Below are 26,938 nucleotides of genomic sequence, written 5' to 3' on the forward strand. Positions count from 1 at the left end.
AGGAGAGACGTCATGGTTCTCGGGTTGAGCCTGCCCGCCTTCACGATGATCCATGTCATCATCAGCCTGATCGCCATTGCCGCCGGCCTCGTTGTGATGTTCGGCCTGCTCGGCTCCAGGCCGATGCCCGGCCTCACCGCGATCTTCTTAGCTTTCACGATCCTCACCAGCGCCACCGGCTTCCTGTTTCCATTCAAGGAAGTGCTGCCCTCGCACATCATCGCCATCATCTCGCTGGTGCTGCTCGCGATCGCCTGCTTCGCGCTCTATGGCATGAAGCTCAAAGGCGTCTGGCGTCCGCTCTACATCGTCACGGCGATGATCTCGCTCTATTTCAACGTGTTCGTGCTGATCATCCAGTCGTTCCTGAAAGTGCCGGCGCTGGCCGCGCTCGCACCCGCTGTGCCGCCGGCGCCGCCGTCGGGCCCCGTGTTCGCGGCGGTGCAGGGCCTCGTGCTGGTGTTCTTCGTGGTGCTCACCATCGGCGCCTGGCGCCGCTTCAAGCCGATGGCCCTTGCCTGATCGCCAATAGCCGTCATGCCGGGGCATCGCGCAGCGATGAACCCGGGAATGTCGATCTAACAATATCCAGATTCCGGGTTCACGCTTCGCGCGCCCGGAATGACGTTTCACTAAAGGAGCGCTGCAATGCCTACCATCACCACCAAGGACGGTGTCGAGATTTTCTACAAGGACTGGGGCTCGGGCCAGCCGATCGTGTTCAGCCATGGCTGGCCGCTGTCGGCCGACGACTGGGACGCGCAGATGATGTACTTCGTCACGCGCGGCTATCGCGTCATCGCCCATGACCGCCGCGGCCACGGCCGCTCGGCGCAGGTCGCCGACGGCCACGACATGGATCACTACGCCGACGACCTCGCCGCGGTCACCGCGCATCTCGACCTCAAGAACGCCATTCACGTCGGCCATTCCACCGGCGGCGGCGAGGTCGTGCACTACATCGCGCGCCACGGCGAGAGCCGGGTGGCGAAGGCCGCGATCCTCTCCGCGGTGCCGCCGCTGATGGTGCAGACAGCAGCCAATCCCGGCGGCCTGCCGAAGAGCGTGTTCGATGGTTTCCAGGCCGCGCTTGCCGCCGGCCGTTCGGCCTTTTACCGCGACATCGCCGCCGGTCCGTTCTACGGCTACAACCGTCCCGGCGCAAAACCGTCCGAAGCGGTGATCCAGAACTGGTGGCGCCAGGGCATGATGGGCGGCGCGAAAGCGCATTACGACGGCATCGTCGCGTTCTCGCAGACCGACTTCACCGAGGACCTCAAGAAGATCAACGTCCCCGTGCTGGTGATGCATGGCGACGACGACCAGATCGTGCCGTACGCCGATTCCGCCCCGCTGTCGGCCAAGCTGCTCAAGAACGGCACGCTGAAGACCTACAAGGGCTTCCCCCACGGCATGCCGACCACGCATGCCGAGACCATCAACGCCGACCTGCTGGCGTTTTTCAGGGGGTAAGCGAAACGCGGCTCCGAGCCTGCCCTCCAAGGGAGGATAAGCACCTCACTTCAATATCGCCCGGATCGCATCGAACGTGCGCCTGACGAAAGCTTCCGGCTTCTCATGCGCACCTTCGTTCGGAGGAAATTTCCCCGCCCGCGCGCGTTGAGCCATGTCCGCTTCCCGAGGAGAAGTAGTGTGATGTCTCCCCAGCTCAAATTGATCGCGCTCGATGCCGACGACCTCGCCGTCATCTCGGCCCATGTCCAGGACGCTCGCGTCCAGCCCGCCGATATCATCTGGCGGCAGAGCGAGAAGCGGCTGGTAGTCGGCATGAGCCGGCTGGATTGGGAGCAGACGCTGGATGGCGAGGCCGAGCCGCGCCGGCTGGTCGCCGCGCTCCGGTTCGACCGCGTGCTCGCTTGCAAATCGCGCAACATCGATCTCGGTGCGCTGGACAAGGTTCTGGATCTCGTCGGCATCGAGTTTCATCCCCAGGACGGCCGCGACGAGGAGCCCGGCGGCAGCGCCTTGCTGCTGTTCGCGCAGGGCGGCGCCATTCGCCTCGATGTCGAATGCCTGGAATGCGAGCTGACCGATCTCGGGGCGGACGAGCTGGGAACGGGAGTGGGGATCGAGGGGGAGGGCTGAGGTCACCTGTATACCAGTCGAACCGGCCCGGGCCTCGGCCGGGACGGCACCTTGCGAGGGTTGACGCCGCTTCGCCGCCGCGCCATTGAGCAGGGGGTCGGGTGAGCCAATCCGCCCCAAAGACCAGCCGGAAGCCAAGCCAAAAATGCCCGTTCGTCTCGACCGCAGCAGCGCCGATTTTGACCAGCGATTCGCGGCCTTCCTCGCCGCCAAGCGCGAGATCTCGGCCGACGTCGAGGCCGCCGCGCGCGCGATCGTCGATGATGTGGCCAAACGCGGCGATGCCGCCCTGCTCGAGGCCACCGCCAAGTTCGACCGGCTCAAGCTGGATGCCTCCGGCCTCCGCATCACCGCCGCCGAGATCGAGACAGCGGTAAAGGCCTGCGATGCCGCGACGCTGGATGCGCTCAAGCTCGCACGCGACCGCATCGAGACCTATCACCGCCGCCAGCTGCCGAAGGACGAGCGTTTCACCGATGCGCTCGGCGTCGAGCTCGGCTGGCGTTACACCGCAATCGAATCCGCCGGCCTCTACGTCCCCGGCGGCACCGCGGCCTATCCCTCCTCGGTGCTGATGAACGCGGTGCCCGCAAAAGTTGCCGGCGTCTCGCGCCTGGTGATGGTGGTGCCCTCGCCTGACGGCAAGCTCAATCCATTGGTGCTGGCGGCCGCGCAACTCGGCGGCGTCACTGAGATCTACCGCGTCGGCGGCGCGCAGGCCGTGGCCGCGCTCGCGCACGGCACCGCGACGATTGCGCCGGTGGCAAAGATCGTCGGTCCCGGCAATGCCTATGTCGCCGCTGCCAAGCGGCTGGTGTTCGGCAAGGTCGGCATCGACATGATCGCCGGGCCCTCGGAAGTGCTCGTCATCGCCGACGACACCGGCAATGCCGACTGGATCGCCGCGGATCTGCTGGCACAGGCTGAGCACGATGCCAGCGCGCAATCGATCCTGATCACGGACTCGCTACGGCTTGCCGCCGATGTCGAAAAGGCGGTCGAAGCGCAGTTGAAGACCCTGCCGCGCGCTGCGATCGCAGGCCGCTCCTGGGCCGATTTCGGCGCCATCATCATGGTGAAGAACCTCACCGATGCCATCCCGCTCGCAGATGCAATTGCCGCCGAGCATCTCGAGATCATGACAACCGATCCCGACGCGCTCGCCGCAAAAATCCGCAACGCCGGCGCCGTCTTCCTCGGCGCGCATACGCCCGAAGCGATCGGCGACTATGTCGGCGGCTCCAACCACGTGCTGCCGACGGCGCGCTCGGCGCGGTTCTCCTCAGGTCTCGGTGTCGCCGATTTCATGAAGCGCACCTCGATCCTGAAATGCGGCCCGGAGCAATTGCGTGCGCTGGGCCCGGCCGCGATGACGCTCGGACAAGCGGAGGGGCTGGATGCCCATTCGCGCTCGATTGGATTGCGCCTCAATCTGTCATGACAAAGCCGCCCGAACAGGACGACTCGCAGAACCGTATCGTCGGCGTCACGCTCGACGAGGACTCGATCGGCCGGTCCGGGCCCGACATCGAGCATGAGCGCGCGATCGCGATCTACGACCTGATCGAGCAAAACCTGTTCGCGCCCGACGGCGCCGAGGGGCAAGGTCCGTTCACGTTGCATATCGGCATCACCGGCAACCGCCTGATGTTCGACATCCGCCGCGAGGACGGCACGCCCGTGGTCGCACATCTGCTCTCGCTGACGCCGTTCCGGCGGATCGTGAAGGACTATTTCATGATCTGCGACAGCTACTATCAGGCGATCCGCACCGCGACCCCGGACAAGATCGAGGCCATCGACATGGGCCGCCGCGGCATCCATGACGAGGGATCGCGCACGCTCCAGGAGCGGCTGAAGGGCAAGGTGCGGGTCGACTTCGAGACCTCGCGCCGGCTGTTCACGCTCATTACCGTCCTCCATTGGAAAGGCTGATGACGGATGGCTGCGCCCTCACGCGCACGCGATCCGCAATCGGTGCTGTTCGCCTGCGCCATGAACAGCGTGCGCTCGCCGATGGCCGAGAGCCTGCTGCGGCACATGTTTCCGCACGGCCTCTACGTGAAGTCGGCCGGCGCGAGGCGCGGCGAGCTCGATCCGTTCGCGGTCAGCGTCATGGCCGAGCTCGGCCAGGACATCTCCGTTCACAAGCCGCAGACCTTCGAGGAGCTGGAGGATTGGGAGGGGCTGAATTTCGACCTCATCATCACGCTCTCGCCGGAAGCGCACCACAAGGCGCTGGAGCTGACCCGCACGCTCGCCGCCGACGTCGAATACTGGCCGACGCAAGACCCCACCACCATCGAGGGCAGCCGCGACCAGAAGCTCGCCGCCTACCGCGACGTCTGCGACCAGCTCCTGATGCGTATCCGCCGGCGCTTTGCCAAGGTCGGCGCGGCCAGCGGGTAGCACCGGGCGGGCGTAACACCTGCGTCACAGACTAAGGGCACACGCTTATCGGTAGCCCCGAATCATCTAACCTCGGGTTCCCGGGTTGTGAAATCAGCCCCCGTCCGATAGGTTCCGCGCGCAATTCACCCCCTGCTTCGTCCCCCAAAAATCACCTGATGCTCGGCCGCCCCAAATTCGTACTTGCCTCCGGCTCGCCGCGGCGCCTGTCGCTGCTCAACCAGGCCGGCATCGAGCCGGACGCGCTCCGGCCGGCCGACGTCGACGAGACGCCGAGGCGCGGCGAGCTGCCGCGCGCCTGCGCCAACCGTCTGGCCCGGGCCAAGGCCGATGCGGCGCTCAAATCCGTGCAGCTCGACGACGAGCTGCGCGGCGCCTTCATCCTCTCCGCCGACACTGTTGTGGCGGTCGGCCGCCGCATCCTGCCCAAGGCCAACCTCGTCGACGAGGCCGCGCAATGCCTGCGGCTCTTGTCGGGCCGCAATCACCGCGTCTACACCGCGATCTGCCTTGTCACGCCGCGCGAGGCCTTCCGCCAGCGCCTGGTCGAGACCCGCGTCCGCTTCAAGCGCCTCTCGGAGGACGACATCCAGGCCTATATCGGCTCCGGCGAATGGCGCGGCAAAGCCGGCGGCTACGCGGTGCAGGGCATCGCCGGCTCCTTCGTGGTGAAGATGGTCGGATCCTATACCAACGTGGTCGGCCTGCCGCTCTACGAGACCACGACCCTGCTCGGCGGCGAAGGTTTTCCGATCCGCTTCGGCTGGCTCAACGCCACCGCCGTTTGAAGCTCGAAACCCGCTCTGCAAAAATCTCGAAAACAACCCCATGCACAGTAGAATGGGCCTTCTCGACCCCGGCGGCCCCGCATGCGCGGTCGGCCGAGGAACCGCTTCGCCGACAGGCGCTTGAACTCCTTCACCTCGTGTAAGCTGCGCAACTCATGGACGACCAGGTCAACAAGCCCGCCAAGCCCCTCAAAACCTGCCCGATCTGCGGCAAGCCGCAGGTGCAGGCCACCCGTCCGTTCTGCTCCTCGCGCTGCCGCGACGTCGATTTGAACCGCTGGTTGAAGGGCTCCTATGTCATTCCCGGCCGAGATGAGGAGGTCGACGGCGGAGAATAGATAAATAATACCAATGTCTTGTCGTGGCGATAGCTGCGCCGCGGGTGAGCCGGGCAACCCGGCCCCAGCTTGTACACAGCCGGGCCGCGCCCGGCGAAGCCTCTTGGCGAAGCCGGGTGGACAGGCCGCTCCGAGCCCACTATAACCCGCCCGCTCGATGGGCTCTGGCCCCTCTCTTGGAGCACGCCCAGGTAGCTCAGTTGGTAGAGCATGCGACTGAAAATCGCAGTGTCGGTGGTTCGATTCCGCCCCTGGGCACCAAAACTACGCTTTTGCACGCCAGAGTGCGATTGTGCGACGGCATTGCGCGAGCTTCGGCTCGGGGTCCGCCACGTCACGGTTTGCCGTGGTGCTCTTCCTCTAGTAGAGGCACAATAAGCGCGCGAGTACGCGCGCTTCCTCGCCCTTGCTCCTGTTTTTGCAACTTTGATCGTTAGGTCCTGTCAAGCTTGTCGCGCCGGCCATCGCTCCTAAAGAGAGGCAATCTCGGCTGCGCCGACGTTCGCCTTCGAAAGCCTGTAAGGTTTTCAATCCTCGACTTCGACAGAGACGATCTTGTCGACTTCACCCGGCGTTTCGAGACCATCCCAAAATTGGCGATAGTTAGCTGCCGCGCGCTGTAGATGCCCGCGCAAATATTCGAGGAGTACATGGGCCGGCCTCGCGATGAACTTCGAACTGCCAGTTCTCACCCGGCCCAAGACGATGTTCGATCGCGGTATACCTCTTGGCAGCAGAATCGCCCTAGCCGGGCGGGCCCTGGCTAGGGGAGAGCCGATGCCGCCGCGAGTGGCATGGCGAAAGTGAACCGTGTCTCTTCCTCCGTCGAACGAACGGTCAGTTCGCCCCCGTGCGCTTTGGCGATCTGGGAGGCGATATAGAGGCCCAGTCCAAGGCCTTGCCTGCTCGCGTGCGCGTTCCCGCGAAAGAACGGCTCGAACAGCTTGTCCATTGCCGCTTGCGGGATGGGATCGCCTGCGTTAGCGACCCAGAGCTCGAAGAATTCGTCCCGCGTCTCGCCATGGACGATGACGGGTTGAGCGGAGGCTCCGTGCGTCAACGCGTTTCCGACGAGATTGGAGAGCAACTGCCCGATGCGGGAGCGGTCGCAGTTCACCGAACGATCGATCTTGAATTCGGCCTCGATCACGCGACCTGGCCAGGCCAGTCTCAATTCATCAACCACCCCCATGAGAACCGGCTCGAGCGGCTTTCCCGCGTCCCGATCCAGTCCGATGCCGCCTCCGAGCCGGCCGCGGGCGAGATCGAGTACGTTGTCGATCAGCCCCGCCATCCGGACCACCGTCGTCTGCATCATGGCGATGACCTGGTGCTCCTTGTCGGTTTGCACCGTGCGGTCGAGGATGCGCGCTCCGGCGCTGATGGAGGCGAGCGGGTTGCGCAGATCATGGCCAAGCACGGCGATGAACTGCTCGCGCAGCTCGGAAGCCTCATGCTCGCGCTGCAGCTTCTCTTCGCTCGCACTCCCCGCCGCCCGCGCCAATTCTCTCGCGCCGAGGAGCTCCTGCTCGTAACGGCGACGGTCGGTGGCCCGGATGAGCGCCAGGCGAATGGAAAGACACTGGCCATCTGAATCTCGCCGCTCGGTGGCGTTGGCGATCATCTGCAACGGCTGCCCATCGGCCTTCAATACGTCGACGGCGAATTCCTCAAAGGCGCCCTGCATCCGCAGCAGCGGCGCGATGTGCGTTTCGTAGTAGATGCGGCCCGCCATCGTCAGGAAGTCGCTCAGGCGCTTTCCGACCATTTGCTCGGCCGCATGGCCGGTCCAGCCGAGAAAAGTCCGATTCGCATGCTCGATCCGGCCGCCGGGCGACAGCGAGATGTACCCGCAAGGCGCCTCCTCGACCATATCCTCGAAATCGAGATGATTGGCGCCATTCATGGATGGTTACACGAAGGTTCGCATGGCGGAAACGACTTCCTGCGGCGCGCTCAGGTTCGGACAGTGGCCGGTCGCCTTCAGGACGATCATGCGGCTGTTCGGAATGTTCTGATTGACGAAATCGCCCACCTCCTGACCCGCGATAATGTCCTCGCTACATTGCAAGACGAGAGTAGGGACGGCGACGCGGGCCAGGTCCTTGCGGTTGTCGGAAGTGAAGGTGACGCGGGCGAAGGCCTTGGCGATCTCGGGATCCGTACGGCAGAAGCTGTTGGTCAGCTCCTGGCCGAGCTCTGGCCGGTCGGGATTGCCCATGATCATCGGCGCCATCTGGGTCGACCAACCCATGTGGTTCGCGTCCAGGAATTGCAGCAGCTCCTCGATTTGGCTGGCGCTGAAGCCGCCGACATACCCTTCCTCGTCGATGTAGCGGGCGGAGGGACCGATTAGCACCAGCTTGCCGAACATCTTGGGCGCCTTCTGCGAGGCAAGCACGCCGATCATGCTGCTGACGGAGTGCCCGACGAAAACGGCATCCTTCAGCTTCAGCTCGCGACCGATCTCGACGACATCGTCTGCGTACCCCTCCAGGCTCGAATACTTGTTCTTGTCGTACGCGCTCAAGTCAGAGCCACCTGCGCCGACATGGTCGAACAGGACGATCCTAAAGTCCTTTTCGAACGCGGGCGCCACGAACCGCCACATGTTCTGGTCGCAGCCAAATCCATGGGCAAACATTATCGCCCTCATGCCGCCGCCGTGAACGTGCACGTTGTTTCGTTCGATCACTCCCGGCATCGGTGCCCCTTTGATTTTTGGGATTTTTGGCAGGCCCTGCGCCCAATGTAGGTCGCTGCGCCGATCTTGCGAGTCTCAAGCAGCGCATGGAACCGCCGTCTAGGGGGATCTCGGCAGGAGCATGCCCCCGGGCATCACAACATCGGAGAATACGAGGCCGACGTTCCGGCCCTTGGCCGCAAGCTTAGCGAGTGCTTCTCTTGCGTTGGCGGCACGCTCCACTACGAAGCCAAGGGTCGTCATCATCTCGATCGCGAGTTCGGCGAGATCGTCGTTGTCCTCAACGACAAGCACCTTGCGCCCGCTGTGCGCGAACTCGCTTGGGGCCAGCGACCGCTCCGGCTTGGTCTCGGCTAAAGCGTGATGCAAACTGTGTGTTCGTCATAGCGGGCACCCTCAATGAGGAACTGCATCGCCATGATGGTTTTGCCAGACCCTGGCGTACCCTCGATCAGGTAGAGGTTTTCGCGCTCCAGGCCGCCAATCAGGATCTCGTCCAGCCCCGGCACGCCCGAACTTGCCAGTCCTTTAGATATAGATACGCCTTCAGCAGCCATCACAGCTTTCCACCTCTTGACCCGCGCGCTAGAAACGGGGGCCGCCGCCAACGGTGTCTGGGCCATCGATACTCGGACCCGGGGCGGGCGCCGGACGTATTCCGTTCCCATCAGCGCCGCTATTTGCGAAGCGCCTATGGCCGAGTAGTTCGGCCGCTTTCGCTTCATATTCCTCGGCCATGCGGCTTAGGGTATCGGCCGCAAAATCGTCGGCCACGGCATTGGCCAGTCGGCGGCAGCGACGGGCTTGGGCCCGGAAATCCTCAGCACGTGCCTCGTCTGTGACGTCTTCGAGCAGGTTCACCGCGCCGGCGAACTTGCCATCCTTGTCGAAAATCGGAGTTGGATAGGGCCGGAAGACCACGCGCGTGCCATCGGGCCGTTCTGCCACGGCTGTCACCCCGCGGATCGGCCGTTGGGTGTTGATCGCGACCGCCATGGGACATTCGGCATGGGGCAGGAACTCGCCGGCGTTGGTGTAGAGGCGCCAGGTAACGCACCAGCGGTCCGCGCCCACTTCCGGCCGACGGCCGGTGAAATCGATGCATGCGGGGTTGAAATAGGTGATCACCCCATCGGCATCGGTGACGTAGATGGCGGCGGGGAGTTCGTCGAGCGCGTCATGCAGTACTTGGTCGCCGGCCAGCACGGCGCCCAACGCGCGCTCCAACATAGTCTCGATCGCGTCCGACATGGGCTCACCTACTTTCATGATCACCCTATCAAGTAAGGTGGGCTCGCGAGGAAATAACAGCAATTTCTAGCGCTGATCATCGAGCACATCCCGAATTCTGGCGGCCAGGTCAGCGGAACTGAAGGGCTTGGTGATCAGCCGCACGCCCTTGTCCAGCCGGCCTTGGTGGATAATCGCGTTGCGAGCGTAGCCCGTCGTGAACAACACCTTCAAATTAGGCTTCAAGTCGCGAGCCTGCTCGGCCACCTGGGCGCCGGTCATGCCGCCCGGCAGCACGACGTCCGTAAACAACAGGTCCACGCGGCCCTGGCGTTCCAATAGGCGAAGGGCGGATGGGCCGTCATGAGCTTCGACCACGCGATAGCCGAGCTCCCGCAGGATTTCGACGGAATAGGTCCTGACGTCGTCATCGTCTTCAAGGACCAGGATGGTCTCCTCTCCATCGCCATCCGGGATGGTCTCATCCGTCCCGCTCTCACTATCGGCAGCGGCGGCCATAAGCCGCGGGAGGTAGATTTTGACCGTCGTTCCCTGCCCGAGCTCGGAATAGATTTTCACATGACCGGCGGACTGCTTGACGAAGCCATAGACTTGGCTGAGGCCGAGACCGGTGCCTTTGCCGACCGGCTTGGTGGTGTAAAAGGGCTCGAACGCTCGGCCCATAGTCTCCCCGTCCATTCCTTTGCCGGTGTCCGAGATCGAGATGGACACATACTGGCCAGGGGCTACCTCGGCATAGTTCGCGGCGTACGCCTCGTCGATGTGGGCATTCGCAGTCTCGATGGTGAGGCGGCCACCGTCCGGCATGGCGTCCCGGGCATTCACCGCCAGATTGAGTATCGCTGCCTCGAGCTCGTTGGCATCCGCTTCGACCTGCCACAAGCCGGCAGCCAGCACGGTCTCGACCGCGACAGTTTCGCCGAGCGTCCGGTGTACCATCTCCGAGAGGCTAGTCACCAATCCGTTCACATTCAGCGGCTTCGGATCGAGCGGCTGACGCCGCGAGAAGGCCAGCAAACGTTGGGTGAGGGCGGCGGCGCGCCGCGCACCGTTGAGGGCCTGATTGGCGGCCCGCTTCAACCGGGGCGCGTCATCGGAAACATTGCGCAGGATAGTGTCGAGGTTGCCGATAATCACCTGCAGCAGGTTATTGAAGTCATGGGCGACCCCGCCGGTGAGCTGGCCGATCGCCTCCATCTTCTGCGATTGCCGCAGCGCCTCCTCATTCACCCTGAGCTGAGCCGTCCGTTCGGCAACCTGCTGCTCGAGCGTAGCGTTTAGCTCACGCAAAGCTTCTTCGGCGCGACGGCGCTCGGTGATTTCGCGTTGGGCCGCCTGGGAGAGCCTTGCGTTGTCGATCGCCACCGCGGCTTCGGCAGCCAGACCGGCAAGTCCTCTCTCCGACCGCTCGTCGAACACCCCCGGTCTGCCATGGCCGAAAAATAGTCCGCCCAATACTTCCCCGATGCGTGAGACAACTGGGACAGCCAAGTAGCTGCGCACTGGGAGGTGGCCCTCCGGCATTCCTTTGTTGGGCGCGTTGTGGCCGTAGCGCGGGTCTTTGGTAATGTCGTCTGAGCGGACAAGACCCTCGCCGCGGAAGGTCGGACCGAACACCTCCGTGTTGCGCGGCATCGGAAACTTCGAGAACGCCTCCATCGGCGCGCCGGACAAGGCATAGAGCATGTAGCTCTCACCCTGCTCATCGAGCACATTGTAAAAGAATGCACCGAACTCGGCGCCCGTCAGGTCGACGCCTGCATCCGTGACGATCTGCACCAGCTTGTGTAGGTCTGTCTCCGCTGCCAGGCCGGAGCCTGCTCGGTTGAGGATTTCGAGCGCCCGGCGTTCTGCGGCGGCTTCTTCCTCGGCTGCCTTGGCCCGCGTGCGGTCGCGGACGATCTTGACGAAGCCGCTGATTTCGCCGCTCGGAGTGCGAATGGGGGTCATTTCGCCGACTGCCCAGAGCCGGCCACCCCCCTTCTTGAGCCGCCAACCTTCGGTCCCGCCGCCCAGGCCGTGATTCCGGGCGTCCTCGAATTCACGCTCGATTTGGCTCTCATCTTCGAACAAGCGATCGAGCGTCCGGCCCAACATTTCTTCCTCAGTCCAGCCGAGCAGCCGATATGCGCCTTGGTTCCAGCTCGTCACCCGCCCGGCCCGATTGGTGGTGATGATTGCCGTATCGGTTGCACTCTGGACAATCTGGCGCCAGTCGGATGCGCTAATCGCCTCCGGCTTGAATTCGGAGTTGGCGTCGTTCATGCCGGTACGTTCCCGGGATGTTCTCCCCGCGCACAGGTGCGGCGCCAAATTCTTTTAAACACTGGTGACAAGGCCCCAAAGCGAATCCCACACAAACGCTCCAGGCGGGGCTCGGTTCCAGATTCAGGATCGGCGGCTTAGCAAAAAACTATAAGAGATCTCGGCGCCCGGATTCGAATTCCTGCCCCTAGGCGACCAGGACACCCGCCGCCTGCCAGCCGCGGCTGAACGGGTTGCCCATCAGCGAAGCCTGATCCTCATGCCGCTCGGCGCCGACGAGAGCTCTACTTGTGAGATTTCAGGACGCAAGGAGCAATCAGAGATCAACGGCAGGTGTGTGGTTTGTCCAAGGCATCTTGGTGAGCCGTCACGATTGCAACGAGACCTGTTACGTCGGAGCCGATGGTCTAACCCGCCATCAAGGGCATCGTACTAGCTTCGCAATCCAAGATCTATCGGAGGGCTGGGATGGCGCGCGGGCGGCCGAGCCTTCATCCTTTGCGTCGACGTCACATTGCTTCAGGTGAGGTCCGCTATGGCGAACTTCCGCCATCGTACCAGCGCTCATGCCACCGAATAGATCGAGATCATCTGACGACGAAACCGCTTCGACTGCCGTGAAGGCTCCGATGGGCCTTGTCACGAAACGACGCGCGGCTGTCCTGATCCGCAGGACCGTGTTCGTTGTCCGGGCACGACCCGTTGCGATATGCGGATGAGCGAGGCGTCGCCTCTGGTTGGCCGGGAAGGCCAACTGGGACTCGTCGGCACAACGACGAGCGGTCGTCGGCAATGACGACGAGCTGAGCGCAAGGAGCATGAGATGACCCCGAGTAGCATTGTTCCTCAGGCAAACGAAAAGCGAACTCATTCAACAATGATGGCCTGGCGCGTGCACGAGTTTGGGTCACCAGAGGTCATGAAGTTCGAGCGGGTGCCGCGACCCGCGCCAGGTCCTGGCGAGGTCCTGGTCAAAGTTGCGGTCGCAGGAGTTGGCCCCTGGGATGGCTGGATCAGGTCAGGCAAAAGCGCTTTGCCGCAACCGCTTCCCCTCACTCTGGGCTCGGATCTTTCCGGTGAAGTCGTCGCGATGGGGCCCGGGGTTTCCGAACTACGCGCGGGAGATCAGGTCTATGGTGTTACGAATCCGCGGTTTATCGGGGCCTATGCCGAGTACGCTGTGGCGTCCGCAGGGATGGTTTCGAATAAGCCCACTTCGCTAACCCACGTCGAAGCCGCCTCCGTTCCTGTCGTTGCCGTCACCGCATGGCAGGCATTGTTTGATCACGCCCAGCTCAAAGCAGGCCAAACGGTGGTCGTTCATGGAGCGGCCGGTAACGTTGGATCCTATGCGGTTCAACTGGCCCATCACGCGGGTGTGCAAACCATCGCAACCGTATCGGCGGGCGATATTTCCGCCGTGCGTAACCTCGGCGCAAACACGGTGATCGACTACCGGACCCAGCGCTTTGAGAACGAAATACGGGAGGCGGACGCTGTCCTTGATCTGGTGGGCGGCGAAACCCAAACCGGCTCATTCCAGGTCCTTCGTCGCGGCGGCAAGCTGATTTCGGCAGTGTCCCGCCCGGATCAGGATCTTGCAAAGCGCTATGGTGTTGAAGCCACCTTCTTTCTGGTCAACGTCACGAGCCAGTATCTGACGGAGATCGCTCGTTTCATCGATGGTGGAAAACTACGAGCAACCGTGGGGGCAGTCTTACCCCTCGCGGATGCACGCGAGGCTCATTTGATGCTGGAACACGTGCGGCCTCAGCCGAAAGGAAAGATCGTGCTCGACGTCGGAGCGAGTTGATCAATTAATTTCGTAGCTCCGCTCGTGCGCAACGCGCAGCCAAGCTCAACAGAAACTCTTGGAGGGACGCAACAATGACAACCCCAAATCTCGCCCATGCACTCGTCATTCCCGATTCCTTGCTCGCGAAAGAGGCGACAGACATCCTGCGCGAACATTCCACCGATCTGCTTTTTAATCACTCGATCCGCGTCTACCTGTTCGCGGCGGAGCAGGGTCGTCAGAGGAATCTGCGCTTCGATCGTGAGCTCCTTTACGTCGCCGCCGCATTTCACGATCTCGGCCTGATCAAGAAGTTCTCGAGTCCGGACGAGCGCTTCGAGGTTGATGGCGCAAATGCCGCCAGACAGTTTCTTAGCACCCACAACATCGCTGAAGATCAGGTGCAGACCGTCTGGGAAGCAATTGCGCTGCATACCACCCCCGGCATCCCGAAGCATATGGGGCCCGAAGTGGCGCTCCTCAACTCCGGTGTGCTTCTCGATGTCATCGGAGCGGGGTTCGATCAGTTCCCAGCGGAAGTCCGCGAGGAAATCGTGGCCAAGTACCCGCGCATAAATTTCAAAGAAGGCTTCATTCAGGAGTATTTCGCCGGCTTTGCGCACAAGCCAGCGACGACGTATGGCACCGTCAACGCCGCCGTCTGCGAACGTTTCATCCCGGGATTCAAGAGCCCCAACGCTTGCGACTTGATCGCTGCTTCGCCCTTCCCGGATTCCATAGTTTAAGTAGGCTCGTTAGGAGAATAGCGATGACGTCGATCATGGGATTCGCCTATGGAATTGGTGCTCTGTCGATCTCATATGGGACGACAGCAAACGCACTGAGGAGAGTAACGCGAGCCGCAGCCATTCCGCTGATGGCAGCAGCGATCATTTTGGGACCTTCGCCGTCGATCGCGCAGGACCGGGAGCAGGTGAAAGTCGCCTTCGAGCACGCACTGCCGAATGTCGAAGGAAAGAGAATGGTTGCTGTGACGGTGACTTATCCTCCCGGCGCCAAATCGCTGGCTCATCACCACGCAGCATCGGCATTTATCTACGCCTATGTGCTGTCCGGTGCCATCCGCAGCCAAGTCGGCAATGACCCCGCGAAGGTCTATCATGCAGGTGAGAGCTTTTACGAAATGCCGGGCGCACATCACAGCATCAGCGAGAACGCGAGCGACAAGGAGCCCGCCAGCCTACTGGCGGTCTTCGTTGTCGATTCCAAGGACCAGCCCTTGACCACGCCAGACAGGGCGCCGGGATCACGATGATGGCGCGACGAGCTTGCCCCTTGCCGTGACGGTCCTTGGGAGTTGCAAGGGCCGCTTGGTTGACGGCTGCGCCGGCGAACGGGTCCGGTAGAAGTCCATAGCCCCTGGCCCGATGCTTCGCAGATCGCGCCAGGCCTTTTCCAGTCTCTCGAACTAGTTGCATAATACGGCGCTATACGGGAGAGGCAAAGAGGTGCCGGTACAAGCTGTCGCGATCGTTGTCTGTGAGGGGGTTCAGGCCCTGGACGTGGCGGGCCCGATGGACGTGTTCAGCGAGGCGAACACGTTCCTCGGCAGCGCGGACCGCTATGAAACAGTATTGGTTGCCGCTCATCGCAATCCGCTGCGCGCGTCGAACGGCATACGCATGGTCGCCGACCTGACCTTCGATGAGGCGGTGGGCGGCTTCGACATCATTCTGGTGGCCGGCACTCCGACGCCACCGGAAACGGAGCCCGAATCGTGCCTGCTTGAGTGGATCAAGGAGCTGCCTTGGCGCTCGAGCGTTTATGGATCGATCTGCACCGGAGCTTTTGTTCTTGGCTATGCCGGTCTCCTGGACGATCGGCGCGTAACAACCCATTGGCAGGATGCGCAGGCGCTGGCGGCCAGATTTCCGAAAGCAAAAGTCGAACCGGACTTGATCTATGTCCGCGATGGACGGCTGATCACCGCGGCCGGCGTGACGGCGGGGATAGATTTGGGCCTGGCGCTCGTCGGGCAGCGGCACGGCGCGGAAACGGCGCTCAAGGTCGCCAAGCGGCTTGTTGTGGTTGCCCAGCGCCAGGGCGGACAGTCGCAGTTCAGTCCCTATCTCACAGCACCTGCCGATCCGGAATCGCCAATCGCGCGCATCCAGGATCATGTCATGGCCAATATTGGGGATCGCCACACGCTGGAGTCGCTTGCCGCTGTCGTCGGCATGAGCGCCCGGAATCTGGCCCGACATTTCGTGCAGGTAACGGGGACCACGCCGCACGAGTTCATCGAGCGCGCCCGCGTTGATGCGGCGCGCATGATGTTGGAAGGAAGCGACCGGCCGCTGAAGGCGGTCGCCTTCGATTGCGGCTTCGGGTCGGCGGACCGGATGAGGATCGTCTTCAGCTCCCGTCTTGGCGTGACCCCTGTGCAATATCGCGCCAGCTTCCGGCGGGCGGAATCGGAATAGATCGCGCGCCACCTGACGACGAAACGGCAGTCTCCTGCTTCCGCGAGGGCTCCGACAGGCCTGTTGTCAGGAAACGACGTACGGCCGTCCTGATCCGTAGCATCCTGCTCGTTGTCCGGCTTGGGGCTCTGCTGCCTAATACAACAAGCAACCAGCCCTAACTTAGCCAACGGAGGAGATTGCTCCATGTCCGAGATCATCGCCGGCATCCGCGTGCCTGACAGTGCTATCTCGCGCGCAGCCACGCAGCTCGTGCGCGATACCGAGGACGACCTGCTCTACAACCACAGTCGCCGCGTCTTCCTCTGGGGCGCGCTGACCGGCGAGCGCCGCGGCCTGAGGTACGACCCGGAGCTGCTTTACCTTGGCGCGATGTTCCACGACATGGGCCTGACCGAGAAGTATTCGAGCCCCGATCTGCGCTTCGAGGTCGATGGCGCCAATGCCGCACGCGACTTCATGAAGAGCTACGGCGTGCCCGAGCGCGACATTGAGGACGTCTGGACTGCAATCGCGCTCCACACCACGCCCGGTATCCCAGAGCATATGCGCCCCACGATTGCGCTGGTGACCGCCGGCGTGGAAATGGACGTGCTGGGCATCACCTATCACGACTTCACGCATGAACAGCGCGACCATGTCTGCGTCCACCATCCGCGAGAGACGAACTTCAAGGAGAACATCATCGATCACTTCGCCAACGGCATCATCAAAAAGCCGCTGACGACGTTTGGAAACGTGAAGGCGGATGTCCTGGCGCTGAAGGACATGAGCTATGTCCGTCAGAACTTCTGCTCGATCATCCTCGGCTCAGCCTGGCCGAATTGACCCCTCGTTGCCAAAAGGAAGCCGAGATGGGCATCAACCATGCGAGGATATCGGGCCCTGAAGAAGCCGTGATCGGCAGGCGTGAGGAATGTGTCGTTGCGCGGAGCCCGATCGATGAGATCTTGGCCAGCCGGTTTGCGTGCCGCGAATTCTCTAACGCGCCGGTCCCGCGACGGACGATCGAGGAGATCCTCCGTGTCGCGCGGTTCGCGCCGAGCGGTGCGAACATCCAGCCCTGGCACATCTACGTGCTGGCTGGCGCGGCCAAGGAGAAGGTCTCGACGGCGCTGCTGGATGCGCACGAAAACTCGCGCGACGAGCACGTGTCGGAATATAAATACTACGCCAGCGATTTACCCGACCCGTACGGTAAGCGCCGACAAGAATTTGGACGACTGTTCTACGGCTCGCTCGGAATCACTCAAACCGATTCCGAGGCGAGGAGCAGGCAAACTGCGAAGAACTACACATTCTTTGGTGCACCCGTCGGATTGATCGTGACGATCGATCGTCGCCTGGAAGTCGGAAGCTGGCTCGACCTCGGAATGTTCGTGCAGAACGTGATGCTCGCGGCGGCAGGGCGCGGGCTTCAGTCCTGTCCGCAGGAGACCTTCTCGAAGTATCACCGGATCTTGCGCCGTCTGTTATCGATCCCGGTGGAGCAGATGGTGGTATGCGGCATCTCCGTCGGAAAGGCCAAGATCGATGCACAGGAAAGATTGATGCCGCGGGCGGACATTGATGAGTTCGCCACGTTTCTGGGATTCGAAGTGTAAGACTTAATCGAAGAGGAGACCACTATGGGAAGCCGGGAAGAACTCATTCAGCGTAGCATTCCGTTTCTCCGAGAAGTCAAGGACATGACCCCCGGACGTGAGATGGAACGCTGGCTCAACGAGACATATGGCGAAGAGAGCGCGCTTTATCAGGATCTCGCTCGCCTGATCAAGATCGGGGTCGAGGAGGGATGGGCGGCGAACCAGGAGGTGGACGGTCCCAATTACCGGCGCAGCCGCATCATGGAGCCGACTTCCGAAACATTCCAGTTCAGCATCACCGCTGTTTACATGAACAGCGCCGATCCGCGCCGCTTCAAGGATGGAGACGACCACGACGTATTGCGCGGACAGTATCACGGCCACCCCTATGGCGAGCTCAACCTTGTGGTGCCCTTGAATAAGGGCGCGGAGTTGAAGGGATTGCAGGGCTGGCAAGGACCGGGCTGGACGGCGCCCGATCCAGGCAGCAGGCACTATCCCGAGGTCAGGGGTGGCGCGGTGATCGCGCTGTTCTACCTGCCGGCTGGACGCATCTCGTACGATTTCAAGGCTCCCGTCTGACAATCGATTGCGAGGCGACGCTACGCGGCGTGCCACGCGTGTGTCCGGCTATTCGAGATGCTCATCAATTCGGCCGCTGTTGGCGCAGAGGCGGCCGCTCTGTGCACCATTCGGTTTGAGTCGGAAGTGAAGCATCAGGCCCCCATACTAAGCACAAATAGCGGTTCCTCCTGCCGGTGGTTACGGATGATTCCCTCCCAGGGTACCATTCTTCTCAGTGTCGAACGTCCTGCAGACCCACCTGCTCCGCCGCAATCGTTCGCTGTACGCCCCCGGCCAAGGCTGATATGCTTTTCGCCATTGGGACGGTAAACGGCAGCTCGCCAACCGACTTTTCTGCGAGGCGGCCTTCTGATCGGATCTCGATCCCGCTCGCGGTTCTACGCATTGCTTCGACATAACGCTAAAAAATTGTCCATGGCTGCCGCGTCCCCCCTCACATTGGGAGATGTGCCATGGCTGCATCGGACTGGCGTCTCGAAGGCGAATGGATGAAGAATTGCAACTGCGCATTCGGCTGCCCCTGCGATTTCAACGCGCCGCCGACCCAGGGCTATTGCAAGGGGCTGTTCGCCATGCGCATCGCCAAGGGACATTTCGAGGGGACCAGGCTTGACGGTCTCTGCTTCGCGATCACGGTCGATTTTCCTGGAGCGCTGCATGAGGGCAACGGGACGATCCAACCCATCATCGACGAACGCGCCACGCCGGAGCAGCGCCAGGCGCTGTTCGATATCTTTTCGGGCAAGCATTCTGCCGAGGGCACGCTGTTCCAGATCGTCAGCCTGATCGTCACCAAGATCTACGATCCGGTGTTTGCGCCGTTCGAGTTCTCCTTTGACAAGGACGGACGCGTCGCCCGGCTTGTCGCCGGGAGCGTGCTCGAGACCGAGGTCGAGCCGATCAAGAATCCCGTGACGGGTACTCCGCACCGCATTCAGGTCGTGATGCCCGAGGGCTTTGAGCATAGGGCTGCCGAGATCGGGTCCGCCAACATCCGCTCGACCGGTGCGATTCCGTTCGAAACCCGGGACACGCACAGCTCGCTTGCCACCGTCGTTCAAACGCCCGACGGCGTCGCGGCGTGATGCTGCGCTGAAATCGAGAGGTCAACTCGGCCACATCAGGGCGGGCAAGCCATGCACGGGCACTTCACGCTGGAACACCTGCTTCACCGCGACCGTCTGATCGTTCTGATCGGGACCGCTGCCGTGGCGGCGATCGCCTGGGCCTATCTCGCCAGCGGCGCCGGCATGGACACCGACATGATGGCGGACATGCCGGACATGGCGCCGATGCCGTGGACGCCGTTGTACGCGGCACTGCTGTTCGTGATGTGGTGGGTGATGATGATCGCGATGATGGCGCCGAGCGCGGCGCCCACCGTGCTCTTGTATGCGACGGTCAAGCGCAAGCAGGCGACTGCATCCCGCGCCGCAATCGACGCCTGGATATTTCTCGCCGGTTATCTCCTGACATGGGCGGGGTTCAGTGTCGTTGCGGTGCTGGTGCAGTGGGCGCTCGAACGCTTCGGGTTGCTGTCGATGGCGATGGCAAGCACCAGCTCGATCTTGGCCGGCCTCATTTTGCTCGCCGCAGGGCTTTACCAATTCACGCCGCTCAAACGTGCCTGTCTGCGTTACTGCGAGAGCCCGCTGATGTTTCTCAACCGGCATTGGCGGCCCGGTACGAGAGGGGCACTCCACATGGGATTTCGCCACGGCAGCTATTGCGTCGGCTGCTGCTGGTTCTTGATGGCGCTGCTGTTCGTCAGCGGAGTGATGAATCTCGTCTGGATCATCGCCGTCGCGCTCTATGTCGCCGGTGAGAAACTGCTGCCGTTCGGCCCAAGGCTGAGCCATGCGGCAGGCGGGGTCCTCATCCTGTCCGGCACGATCATGCTCGCGCGCGCGATGTGAGAAACTCCGTGGCACGGCAGGCGCCGCGAGAATGCCATTTTCAAATACGCCGATACCGCCAAACCAGCCGGCTTCCGTGGTCTTACGGGGGCCGTTGGCTGGATAATTGAGCCTTCTCCCAACCGAACCTTAAGGCTGTCGCTTCTAGGCTCGCGTTCCGGGATGACGACAGTGCCGGCTTGCGGCCGTGGCGTCCCCGCAATCAAGGCGGAGAGAGGCGATGCCATTCTGGGCGACCAGCACTGTCCTGTCCCCGCGGCCGATGTGGGAGCGCGCCTCGTGATTTTCGCCAGACCAGTTCGCAAGGTAGCGATGACAGTTCTGCGCAATGCTCCGCTGCAGATTGCATCGTTCATCCTGCCCTTGGTCTGGATCGGGTACTTAGCGATCACGTCGTCGGAGCGGGCGGATGCCGTCGAGCAGGCGAGATCGCACGGCGACAGCGTCGCCGAATTGTTCGAGGAGAACACCGAACGCATCTTCGAGCGTGTCGATCAGTCGCTGCTGGTGGTGCGCGCGCTCTACGCCCAGGATCCACTGACCTTCAGCTTGAAGTTCTGGTCCGACAAGACCCGCATCGCGACCGGCGACGTGGTTCAGTTCTCGCTGATCGGACTGGACGGCTACATGCTCGATACAACGGCAGGCTATTCCGGTCCGCCACTCTATCTCGGTGATCGCGAGCACTTCATCGAAGTCATGGCGCAAGCCGATGATCGCCTCTATGTTGCGAAGCCGGTTCGAGGGCGGGTGTCGCACCGATGGACCATCCAGCTCGGAAGAAAGCTGTTCGACCTCGCCAGGAATCCGGCCGGCGTGGTCGTCGGCTCGATCAGCGTCGACGTCATCGGCAAGTTCTATGACACCGCAAAGCTGGGCGCCGGAGGAACGCTGGTGCTCAGAAACGCGAACCACGTCGTGCTTGCTGCGCGGGGCATTGACCAGGGCCCCGTGCTGGGGCAGCGCGCGCCGAACCGCGTCGAAGGCGAGTTGCGGGACGGCTTCTATGCACAATATTGGAACGAGAACCGGCCGAACCGCAGCGACAGGCTGATCACCGCGCGCAGGTCGCGCGCCTTTCCGCTGATCTTCACCGCCGGCATTTCGGAGCAGGAGATCTATTCCCGCTCCGATTTCAGGCAGAAGGTCTATCTCGGCGGCGCGCTGCTGCTCACCTTCATCATCCTGACCGCGACGATGTTCTACTGGCGGCGACAATTGGCGCTCGGCCGCGCCCAGCGTGAGCTGCGCGATTTTGCCAGCAAGTTCGAGGATGCGCTCAGAAACCTGCCCCAAGGATTGAGCATGTTCGACGGCCGCGACCGCCTGATCGCGTTCAACCGGCAATGGCTCGAACTCTATGCGCTGGTGCCGGAGGAGGTTCGCATCGGCATGGATTTCCGCGAGGTGTTTGCAAAACAGACCGCCGTGCTCGACGTCGAGGCCTATCTCGTCGATCTGAAGAACCGCCTTGTCCAGTCGGAGCGCATCTCGAACACCGTGCAATTTCCGGATGGGCGGGTTGTCTATATCTCCTACGGACGGCGCGAGGGCGGCGGCTGGGTCGCCACGCATGAGGATATCACCGAGCGCAAGGCCTCCGAGGTCCGGATCGAGAGGCTCGCGCATTACGACAGCCTGACCGGCCTTGCCAATCGCAACTTGTTTAAGGAGCACATCGATGAAGCGCTCGCCAGACCTCCCGGCCCGGAGGCTGCGTTCGCAGTGCTCCTGCTGGACCTCGACAAGTTCAAATCCGTCAATGACGCGCTCGGTCACCAATGCGGCGACGCGCTTCTGAAGCAGGTTGCCAGCCGGATCAAGGCGCAGATCCGTGACGTCGATACGGCGGCGCGGATCGGCGGTGACGAGTTTGCCGTGATCGTGGCGCCGCACCAGGCCTCGATGCAGGATGTCGCAACGCTCGCGGCGCAGCTGGTTCGGGCCATCTCCGAGCCATATCACATCGACGGCCATCCCGTCGTGATCGGCTGCAGCATCGGCGTCGCCATGGCGCCCGAGCATGGCATCCGGGTCGATGAGATCCTTCGCAACGCCGATCTTGCGCTCTACAAGTCGAAGAACGCGGGCCGAAACTGCTTCCATATCTACTCGGCGGAGCTCAAGGCTGAAGCGGATCAGCGCAACGTCCTCGAGATCGAGCTTCGTGAGGCGATCTGGCGCGAGGAGATCGACGTGTTTTATCAGCCCGTGATCGAGCTCGGCACGGGCCGTGCGAAATCGGTCGAGGCTCTGGCGCGCTGGCATCACAGCACCAGAGGCTTCATTCCTCCCGCCGAGTTCATTGCGGTTGCGGAGGCGAGCGGACTGATCGTTGAACTCGGCAATCAGGTGCTGGCCAAGGCGTGTCGCGACGCGGTAACCATGCCGGGCGATGTCAAGGTCGCTGTCAACCTCTCCGCCCTGCAATTTGCCGGCACGAACCTTATCGACTCCGTGACGTTTGCGCTGGCGGAGAGCGGACTTCCGGAATCCCGGCTTGAGCTCGAGATCACCGAGAGCGTGTTTCTCGCCGATACCCAGGAAAACCTCAAGACCCTCGAGCGCCTCAAGGCGCTCGGCGTATCCATCGCACTTGATGATTTCGGTGTCGGTTATTCGTCATTGTCCTATCTGACGGCCTTTCCGTTCGATAAGGTCAAGATCGACAAGTCCTTCATCGACAGGATCGACCGCTGCGAGACCGTCGCCGTGCTCAAATCCATCGTGCAGCTTGCGAGGACGTTGAAGCTCTCGATCGTCGCCGAGGGCGTCGAGACCTCCGAACAGGTCGCAAGGGTGCATTCGCTCGGAATTGCACTCGGCCAGGGTTACTTCTTCAGCAGGCCCGTGCCCCTGGCCAACCTGTCATTGAAAAGCCCGGTCCCGCGGCGGCGGCGCCCTGCCGCGGCGTGAGGTGAGCATCAGAACGTGGTGCCTGTCGACGATGTCGCGCCCGCCGCTGCCTGGCGCTGGGCATGGCTGACAGGCTGCTGAAGATCGACGTGCCGGCAGCACGTCACCGCCGACCGCACCGTGACGGCCGCCGGCCTCGATCAGCCGCCCCAGGTCCTGCGTCGTCAATGGCTCAGAGCGCCCAGAGGTAGGCTTCTGGCAGCATTTCGCCGACGTAGGTTCAGCCCTGAGCGGTCACGCCGCACGCAGTTGATTTCCGGAACCGGATCTCGCCCGCCCGTTCGCGCTCCCTGGCACCCTCCTTGCTCAGTCAAGACCAAAGCCAGGCCTCGATGGAGAGGCCGTTTCAAGTTGAGGCAGGCGATGCAGGAAGTGTCCCGTTCTGGTGCTGCTGGCGAACTCCGGCTCGATGCGTTGATCGCCGATCTGTGGTGGCGCGTTCGACTCATCAACACCGACATTCTCGAGGAAGAGGCGAGAAGCGGCGTCTTGGACGTGCAGCAGCCGAATTATCCGCTGCTGGCGCTGAACCTTCGTGCGCGACGCGACAATCTGGTCTCGACGATCGGCGTGCTCGAGCAGCGTGCGAGGTCAATGTCGGAGGCGGCCTAAGCGCGGTCTCCGGCGCGGCCGGAAAACGCCGGCGGTCTCGCCGGCCTGGCCCGATCGACCCCGCGGCATCTTCTAGGACACGAGGAAGCCGGCGCTTCGAGGTGCCGACAGCGGGCGGCCGCGGCCGGGGCGCGTGAATCCATCGTGAATGAACTCACGCCTCAGCCAAAATGTGCTGGCGCCGGCCAAAAACTCCGTGCAATCTTGGCGGGAGATTTTTGAATGATGTCTTGATTTTCGAGCGGAGCTCGCCGGGCTTCGATCCGGCAGAAGCTACCCTTGCAGGGACTTTTGGTCATGCCGTCGCCCGTTGTCGCCGAAGCCCTTGAGCCGGTTCGCACGGATATTGCCGATAATGGCGATGTGCTGCTGGATGAGTTGCGTGCGATCGAGCAGCGGCGCGCTCTGCTTGCGGCGTCCGACGGCGCGCCGCCGCCCGCCCACGCACCGGCGCACGCTCCGGACACCCCGCTGGACCAAAAGCTCGAGGCGTTCGTCGCCAAGGCTGCAGACCTCGATTTGTCGGCCCTGTGTCTGTCGGGCGGCGGCATTCGCAGCGCTGCGTTCGCGCTCGGCGTGGTGCAGGGGCTCGCCGCGCGCAAGATCCTGCGGAGATTCGATTACCTCTCCACGGTGTCTGGCGGCGGATACACCGGCGCCATGCTGACGGCCTGGGTGCAGCGCGCCGGTTACGACGATGTCGAGAAGGAACTTGTCGATCATCCCAAAAGCCACGCGACGATCTCCCCATTGCAGCATCTGCGCCGGTACAGCAGCTACCTGTCGCCGAGCGCAGGATTGCTCTCGACCGACATGCTGGCGCTGGTTGCGCTCTATGTTCGAAACCTGCTGCTGAACTGGTTCGTGCTGATTCCCATCTTGATGGCGGTGATCATCGCGCTAAAATGGGTGACGCAATGGGCCTGGACGTTCGAGGCCGGCGCCACGGAGGTGGCGATGTTCGGCCTGTTGGCCGTGGCTCTTGCCGGCACCTCGATGGTCGATTCCCTGCAACAGCGGCCGGGCTGGGGCGACGAATCCTCCAGCCGCTCGCGCTTCCTCGTGCTCGAACTGCTGCCGACGCTTGTCGCCGGGGTGCTGATCAGCGTTGCCGCACTGAAGATCTATCAGCAATCGGAGGCTCATGCGGCCGTCGAGGGCGGCAGCTGGCTGCTGAAGCTTCTGACGGGACTCAAATGGTACGGCAATGTCTCGGTGGTCGCCGCCGGCACCTACTTCGTTGCCGCGGTACTCGCCCTATCCTTCTCACCGCCGCGTGCCGGCAAGGACGATGACAAATCGACCTCGGAGAATATCCGCACAGGAGATCTGCATAAGGGCGTCCTGCACAGGGGCATATTGATCGTATTGGCGCTGACGGCCTCGGGTGCCCTTGTCGGTCTGCTGCTTGCCAGAATCATCGAAGCCATCGGTGCGCCGTCGCCGGGAGTGACCGATGGGGCGGTGTCGCCGGTCAAGGTGTTCCTGTTGATGTGCCTTGGACCGTCGGTGTTCATGACCGCGGTGTTTCTCGCCGAGCTGCTTTACTGTGCGCTGACCGGCAAGGTGTCCTGGGGCGATGCCGAGCGGGAGTGGCTGGGCAGGGCGGCCGGCTATCACGCCCGCGCGGCGGTGTTCTGGTCGCTGGCGTTTGCCGTGGTCTATCTTGGTTCGTACGGCATCAACTATCTCTACAGGGAGTCGGTCACCTCGCTCAGCGGCTTGCTTGCAAGCGGCGGGATGGCCGGCGTGGTCGCAAGCCTGGTCGGCAAATCGTCATCGACCATGGCCGTGTTCAAGAAGGGCTATGCGACCCTTGCCAGCCGATCGCTCAACGTCGTCCTCGCGGTGGCGGCGACCGCGTTCATCATCGTCCTGACGAGCGTCCTTTCCACCGCGGTCGACTGGCTTATCCTGCCCGAGCGCAAGGCGCTCTGGTTCGACGAAAAGCACGCCGTGCTCTGGCCGCTGTTCTGGGTGCTGTTCTGGACGGCCCTCGTCGGTGCAGTCGCGTCATGGTTCGTCAACACCAACCGCTTCTCGCTTCATGGTGTCTATCGCAACCGGCTGATCAGGACGTTTCTCGGGGCTTCGAAAGAGAACCGCAAACCCAATGCGTTCACGGATTTCTACGAGAGGGACAACCTCAATCTGAGCGAGCTCTGGCCCAACGCCACGTCCGGCGACAAGGAGAAGACTCCGCCGCAATATCTCGTGCAGAACATCGCGATGAACATCATCGCGACCCGCGAGCTGGCGTGGCAGGAGCGCAAGGCGATGTCCTTCGTCGTGACGCCATGGTGGTGCGGGTGCGGGGACCAGAACAGCGAATCGCAGGTCATGCGCGCCGATCTCTCCGGCGCCTCGGGCTGCTACCGGCCCGCGAAAAGCTATGGTGGAGGTATCAGCGTCGGAACCTCGATGGCGATCTCCGGCGCAGCCGCAAGCCCCAACATGGGCTATCATTCCTCGCCCGCCCTCAGCCTGTTACTGACTTTCTTCAATGTCCGTCTCGGTGCCTGGCTCGGCAATCCCAACACTGCCGGAAAGAGCACCTGGCGGCACGCCGGGCCCAGGATCGCCGGCTGGCCGATGATCCAGGAGGCGCTGGGATTGACCGACGGGACAAAGGGGTACGTCTATCTTTCCGACGGTGGGCATTTCGACAATCTCGGTCTCTACGAGATGGTTCGGCGCCGCTGCCGGCTGATCATCATCAGCGACGCCGGTTGCGATCCGGATTTCGGCTTCGAGGATCTCGGCAACGCGTGCCGGAAGATCTCGATCGATCAGGACATCGACATCGAGTTCGAGGCGCTGAAGATGGTCTCCCGCAAGACGCCGCCGGTCGAAGGGCCCTATTTCGCGGTCGCCAGGGTCAAGTACCGCGATCCCGGTGCCAAGGAGGGGATCCTTGTCTACATCAAGCCGAACTTCCAGGGCATCGAGCCGATCTCGGTTCGCAGCTACGCCCTGAAGGCAACGTTATTCCCGCACGAAAGCACGGCGGACCAGTTCTTCGGCGAGTCCCAATTCGAAGCCTATCGCGCGCTCGGCCGCTTTGCGATCGACCATATCGATGGTGCGCCGGGCAAGACCTATCCGGACGTGACCGCGTTCGTCACGGAGATCAGGGCGCACGCCGCCAAGGCGGCACCGGCATCAGCACAGCCGCCCGCGACTGATCGCGACACCGGCACTTTGGACACTTGAGGAGGATGAT

Annotated in this window: 26 protein-coding genes and 1 tRNA gene; 21 read left to right on the top strand and 6 right to left on the bottom strand. The window is 62.6% G+C overall.

What is annotated here, in order from left to right:
• Positions 1-12 precede the first annotated feature (12 nt).
• The 9 genes from JJB99_RS04770 to JJB99_RS04810 all read left to right on the top strand — a co-directional run bounded on the left by JJB99_RS04770 (position 13) and on the right by JJB99_RS04810 (position 5,902).
• Complete coding sequence (locus JJB99_RS04770; RefSeq protein WP_200497637.1) at positions 13-522, top strand: hypothetical protein; 510 nt, start codon at positions 13-15, stop codon at positions 520-522.
• Positions 523-648: 126 nt separating this feature from the next.
• Positions 649-1,473, top strand: coding sequence for an alpha/beta fold hydrolase (locus tag JJB99_RS04775; RefSeq protein ID WP_200497638.1), 825 nt, complete (start codon positions 649-651; stop codon positions 1,471-1,473).
• A 183-nt stretch (positions 1,474-1,656) separates the two neighbouring features.
• Positions 1,657-2,106, top strand: a complete 450-nt coding sequence (locus JJB99_RS04780; protein WP_200497639.1) for a DUF2948 family protein — start codon at positions 1,657-1,659, stop codon at positions 2,104-2,106.
• Positions 2,107-2,251: 145 nt separating this feature from the next.
• Positions 2,252-3,547: a histidinol dehydrogenase gene (gene hisD, locus JJB99_RS04785; protein WP_200497640.1), complete on the top strand. Its 1,296-nt coding sequence runs from the start codon at positions 2,252-2,254 to the stop codon at positions 3,545-3,547.
• Entirely contained in the window at positions 3,544-4,041 is a 498-nt protein-coding gene (locus tag JJB99_RS04790) for a UPF0262 family protein (RefSeq protein ID WP_200497641.1), read from the top strand. The genes hisD and JJB99_RS04790 overlap by 4 nt, the downstream gene beginning before the upstream one ends.
• A gap of 6 nt (positions 4,042-4,047) precedes the next feature.
• Positions 4,048-4,515 (top strand): low molecular weight phosphatase family protein, encoded by a 468-nt coding sequence (locus JJB99_RS04795; protein WP_200497642.1) that lies wholly within the window; start codon positions 4,048-4,050, stop codon positions 4,513-4,515.
• 158 nt (positions 4,516-4,673) lie between these two features.
• Positions 4,674-5,303 carry a Maf-like protein gene (locus tag JJB99_RS04800; RefSeq protein WP_128963902.1) on the top strand — a complete coding sequence of 210 codons (630 nt, stop codon included), beginning with the start codon at positions 4,674-4,676 and terminating at the stop codon, positions 5,301-5,303.
• A 155-nt stretch (positions 5,304-5,458) separates the two neighbouring features.
• The gene (gene yacG, locus JJB99_RS04805; protein WP_200497643.1) at positions 5,459-5,641 is read left to right on the top strand and encodes a DNA gyrase inhibitor YacG; all 183 of its coding nucleotides are present in this window, start codon (positions 5,459-5,461) and stop codon (positions 5,639-5,641) included.
• A gap of 185 nt (positions 5,642-5,826) precedes the next feature.
• Positions 5,827-5,902: transfer RNA gene (locus tag JJB99_RS04810), tRNA-Phe, on the top strand.
• A 502-nt stretch (positions 5,903-6,404) separates the two neighbouring features.
• Here the strand turns inward: JJB99_RS04810 and JJB99_RS04815 are convergent.
• From JJB99_RS04815 to JJB99_RS04840, 6 genes are all read right to left on the bottom strand, one after another.
• The gene (locus tag JJB99_RS04815; protein WP_200497644.1) at positions 6,405-7,547 is read right to left on the bottom strand and encodes a PAS domain-containing sensor histidine kinase; all 1,143 of its coding nucleotides are present in this window, start codon (positions 7,545-7,547) and stop codon (positions 6,405-6,407) included.
• A 6-nt stretch (positions 7,548-7,553) separates the two neighbouring features.
• Entirely contained in the window at positions 7,554-8,345 is a 792-nt protein-coding gene (locus JJB99_RS04820; protein ID WP_200497645.1) for an alpha/beta fold hydrolase, read from the bottom strand.
• 99 nt (positions 8,346-8,444) lie between these two features.
• A complete protein-coding gene (locus JJB99_RS04825) occupies positions 8,445-8,714 on the bottom strand; it encodes a response regulator (RefSeq protein WP_200497646.1) in 270 nt (89 codons plus the stop codon).
• Positions 8,699-8,902 (bottom strand): ATPase domain-containing protein, encoded by a 204-nt coding sequence (locus JJB99_RS04830; protein ID WP_200497647.1) that lies wholly within the window; start codon positions 8,900-8,902, stop codon positions 8,699-8,701. Before JJB99_RS04830 ends, JJB99_RS04825 begins: the two co-directional genes overlap by 16 nt.
• 28 nt (positions 8,903-8,930) lie before the next feature.
• A complete protein-coding gene (locus JJB99_RS04835) occupies positions 8,931-9,596 on the bottom strand; it encodes a PAS domain-containing protein (RefSeq protein WP_246775144.1) in 666 nt (221 codons plus the stop codon).
• Between the two features lie 66 nt (positions 9,597-9,662).
• Positions 9,663-11,861, bottom strand: a complete 2,199-nt coding sequence (locus tag JJB99_RS04840) for an ATP-binding protein (protein ID WP_200497649.1) — start codon at positions 11,859-11,861, stop codon at positions 9,663-9,665.
• Positions 11,862-12,684: 823 nt separating this feature from the next.
• On the opposite strand from JJB99_RS04840, the gene JJB99_RS04845 reads away from it, so the two are divergent.
• The 12 genes from JJB99_RS04845 to JJB99_RS04900 all read left to right on the top strand — a co-directional run bounded on the left by JJB99_RS04845 (position 12,685) and on the right by JJB99_RS04900 (position 26,928).
• A complete protein-coding gene (locus JJB99_RS04845; RefSeq protein ID WP_200497650.1) occupies positions 12,685-13,674 on the top strand; it encodes an NADP-dependent oxidoreductase in 990 nt (329 codons plus the stop codon).
• A gap of 74 nt (positions 13,675-13,748) precedes the next feature.
• Positions 13,749-14,402, top strand: coding sequence for an HD domain-containing protein (locus tag JJB99_RS04850; RefSeq protein ID WP_200497651.1), 654 nt, complete (start codon positions 13,749-13,751; stop codon positions 14,400-14,402).
• A gap of 131 nt (positions 14,403-14,533) precedes the next feature.
• On the top strand, positions 14,534-14,932 hold the full coding sequence (locus JJB99_RS04855; RefSeq protein ID WP_246775287.1) for a cupin domain-containing protein: 399 nt from the start codon (positions 14,534-14,536) through the stop codon (positions 14,930-14,932).
• 193 nt (positions 14,933-15,125) lie between these two features.
• Positions 15,126-16,100: a GlxA family transcriptional regulator gene (locus tag JJB99_RS04860; protein WP_200497653.1), complete on the top strand. Its 975-nt coding sequence runs from the start codon at positions 15,126-15,128 to the stop codon at positions 16,098-16,100.
• Positions 16,101-16,286: 186 nt separating this feature from the next.
• Positions 16,287-16,928: an HD domain-containing protein gene (locus JJB99_RS04865; RefSeq protein ID WP_200497654.1), complete on the top strand. Its 642-nt coding sequence runs from the start codon at positions 16,287-16,289 to the stop codon at positions 16,926-16,928.
• Positions 16,929-16,954: 26 nt separating this feature from the next.
• Complete coding sequence (locus JJB99_RS04870) at positions 16,955-17,704, top strand: nitroreductase (protein WP_200497655.1); 750 nt, start codon at positions 16,955-16,957, stop codon at positions 17,702-17,704.
• Between the two features lie 24 nt (positions 17,705-17,728).
• A complete protein-coding gene (locus JJB99_RS04875) occupies positions 17,729-18,268 on the top strand; it encodes a DUF4863 family protein (protein WP_200497656.1) in 540 nt (179 codons plus the stop codon).
• Between the two features lie 455 nt (positions 18,269-18,723).
• The gene (locus JJB99_RS04880) at positions 18,724-19,356 is read left to right on the top strand and encodes a DUF1326 domain-containing protein (protein WP_200497657.1); all 633 of its coding nucleotides are present in this window, start codon (positions 18,724-18,726) and stop codon (positions 19,354-19,356) included.
• Between the two features lie 51 nt (positions 19,357-19,407).
• The gene (locus tag JJB99_RS04885; protein WP_200497658.1) at positions 19,408-20,187 is read left to right on the top strand and encodes a DUF2182 domain-containing protein; all 780 of its coding nucleotides are present in this window, start codon (positions 19,408-19,410) and stop codon (positions 20,185-20,187) included.
• Between the two features lie 312 nt (positions 20,188-20,499).
• Positions 20,500-23,103: a bifunctional diguanylate cyclase/phosphodiesterase gene (locus JJB99_RS04890; protein WP_200497659.1), complete on the top strand. Its 2,604-nt coding sequence runs from the start codon at positions 20,500-20,502 to the stop codon at positions 23,101-23,103.
• Between the two features lie 363 nt (positions 23,104-23,466).
• Positions 23,467-23,715 (top strand): hypothetical protein, encoded by a 249-nt coding sequence (locus JJB99_RS04895; protein ID WP_200497660.1) that lies wholly within the window; start codon positions 23,467-23,469, stop codon positions 23,713-23,715.
• Between the two features lie 297 nt (positions 23,716-24,012).
• Positions 24,013-26,928 carry a patatin-like phospholipase family protein gene (locus tag JJB99_RS04900; RefSeq protein WP_200497661.1) on the top strand — a complete coding sequence of 972 codons (2,916 nt, stop codon included), beginning with the start codon at positions 24,013-24,015 and terminating at the stop codon, positions 26,926-26,928.
• The last annotated feature ends 10 nt before the right edge of the window (positions 26,929-26,938 follow it).

The organism is Bradyrhizobium diazoefficiens (assembly GCF_016616235.1).
Lineage (GTDB): Bacteria > Pseudomonadota > Alphaproteobacteria > Rhizobiales > Xanthobacteraceae > Bradyrhizobium > Bradyrhizobium diazoefficiens_H.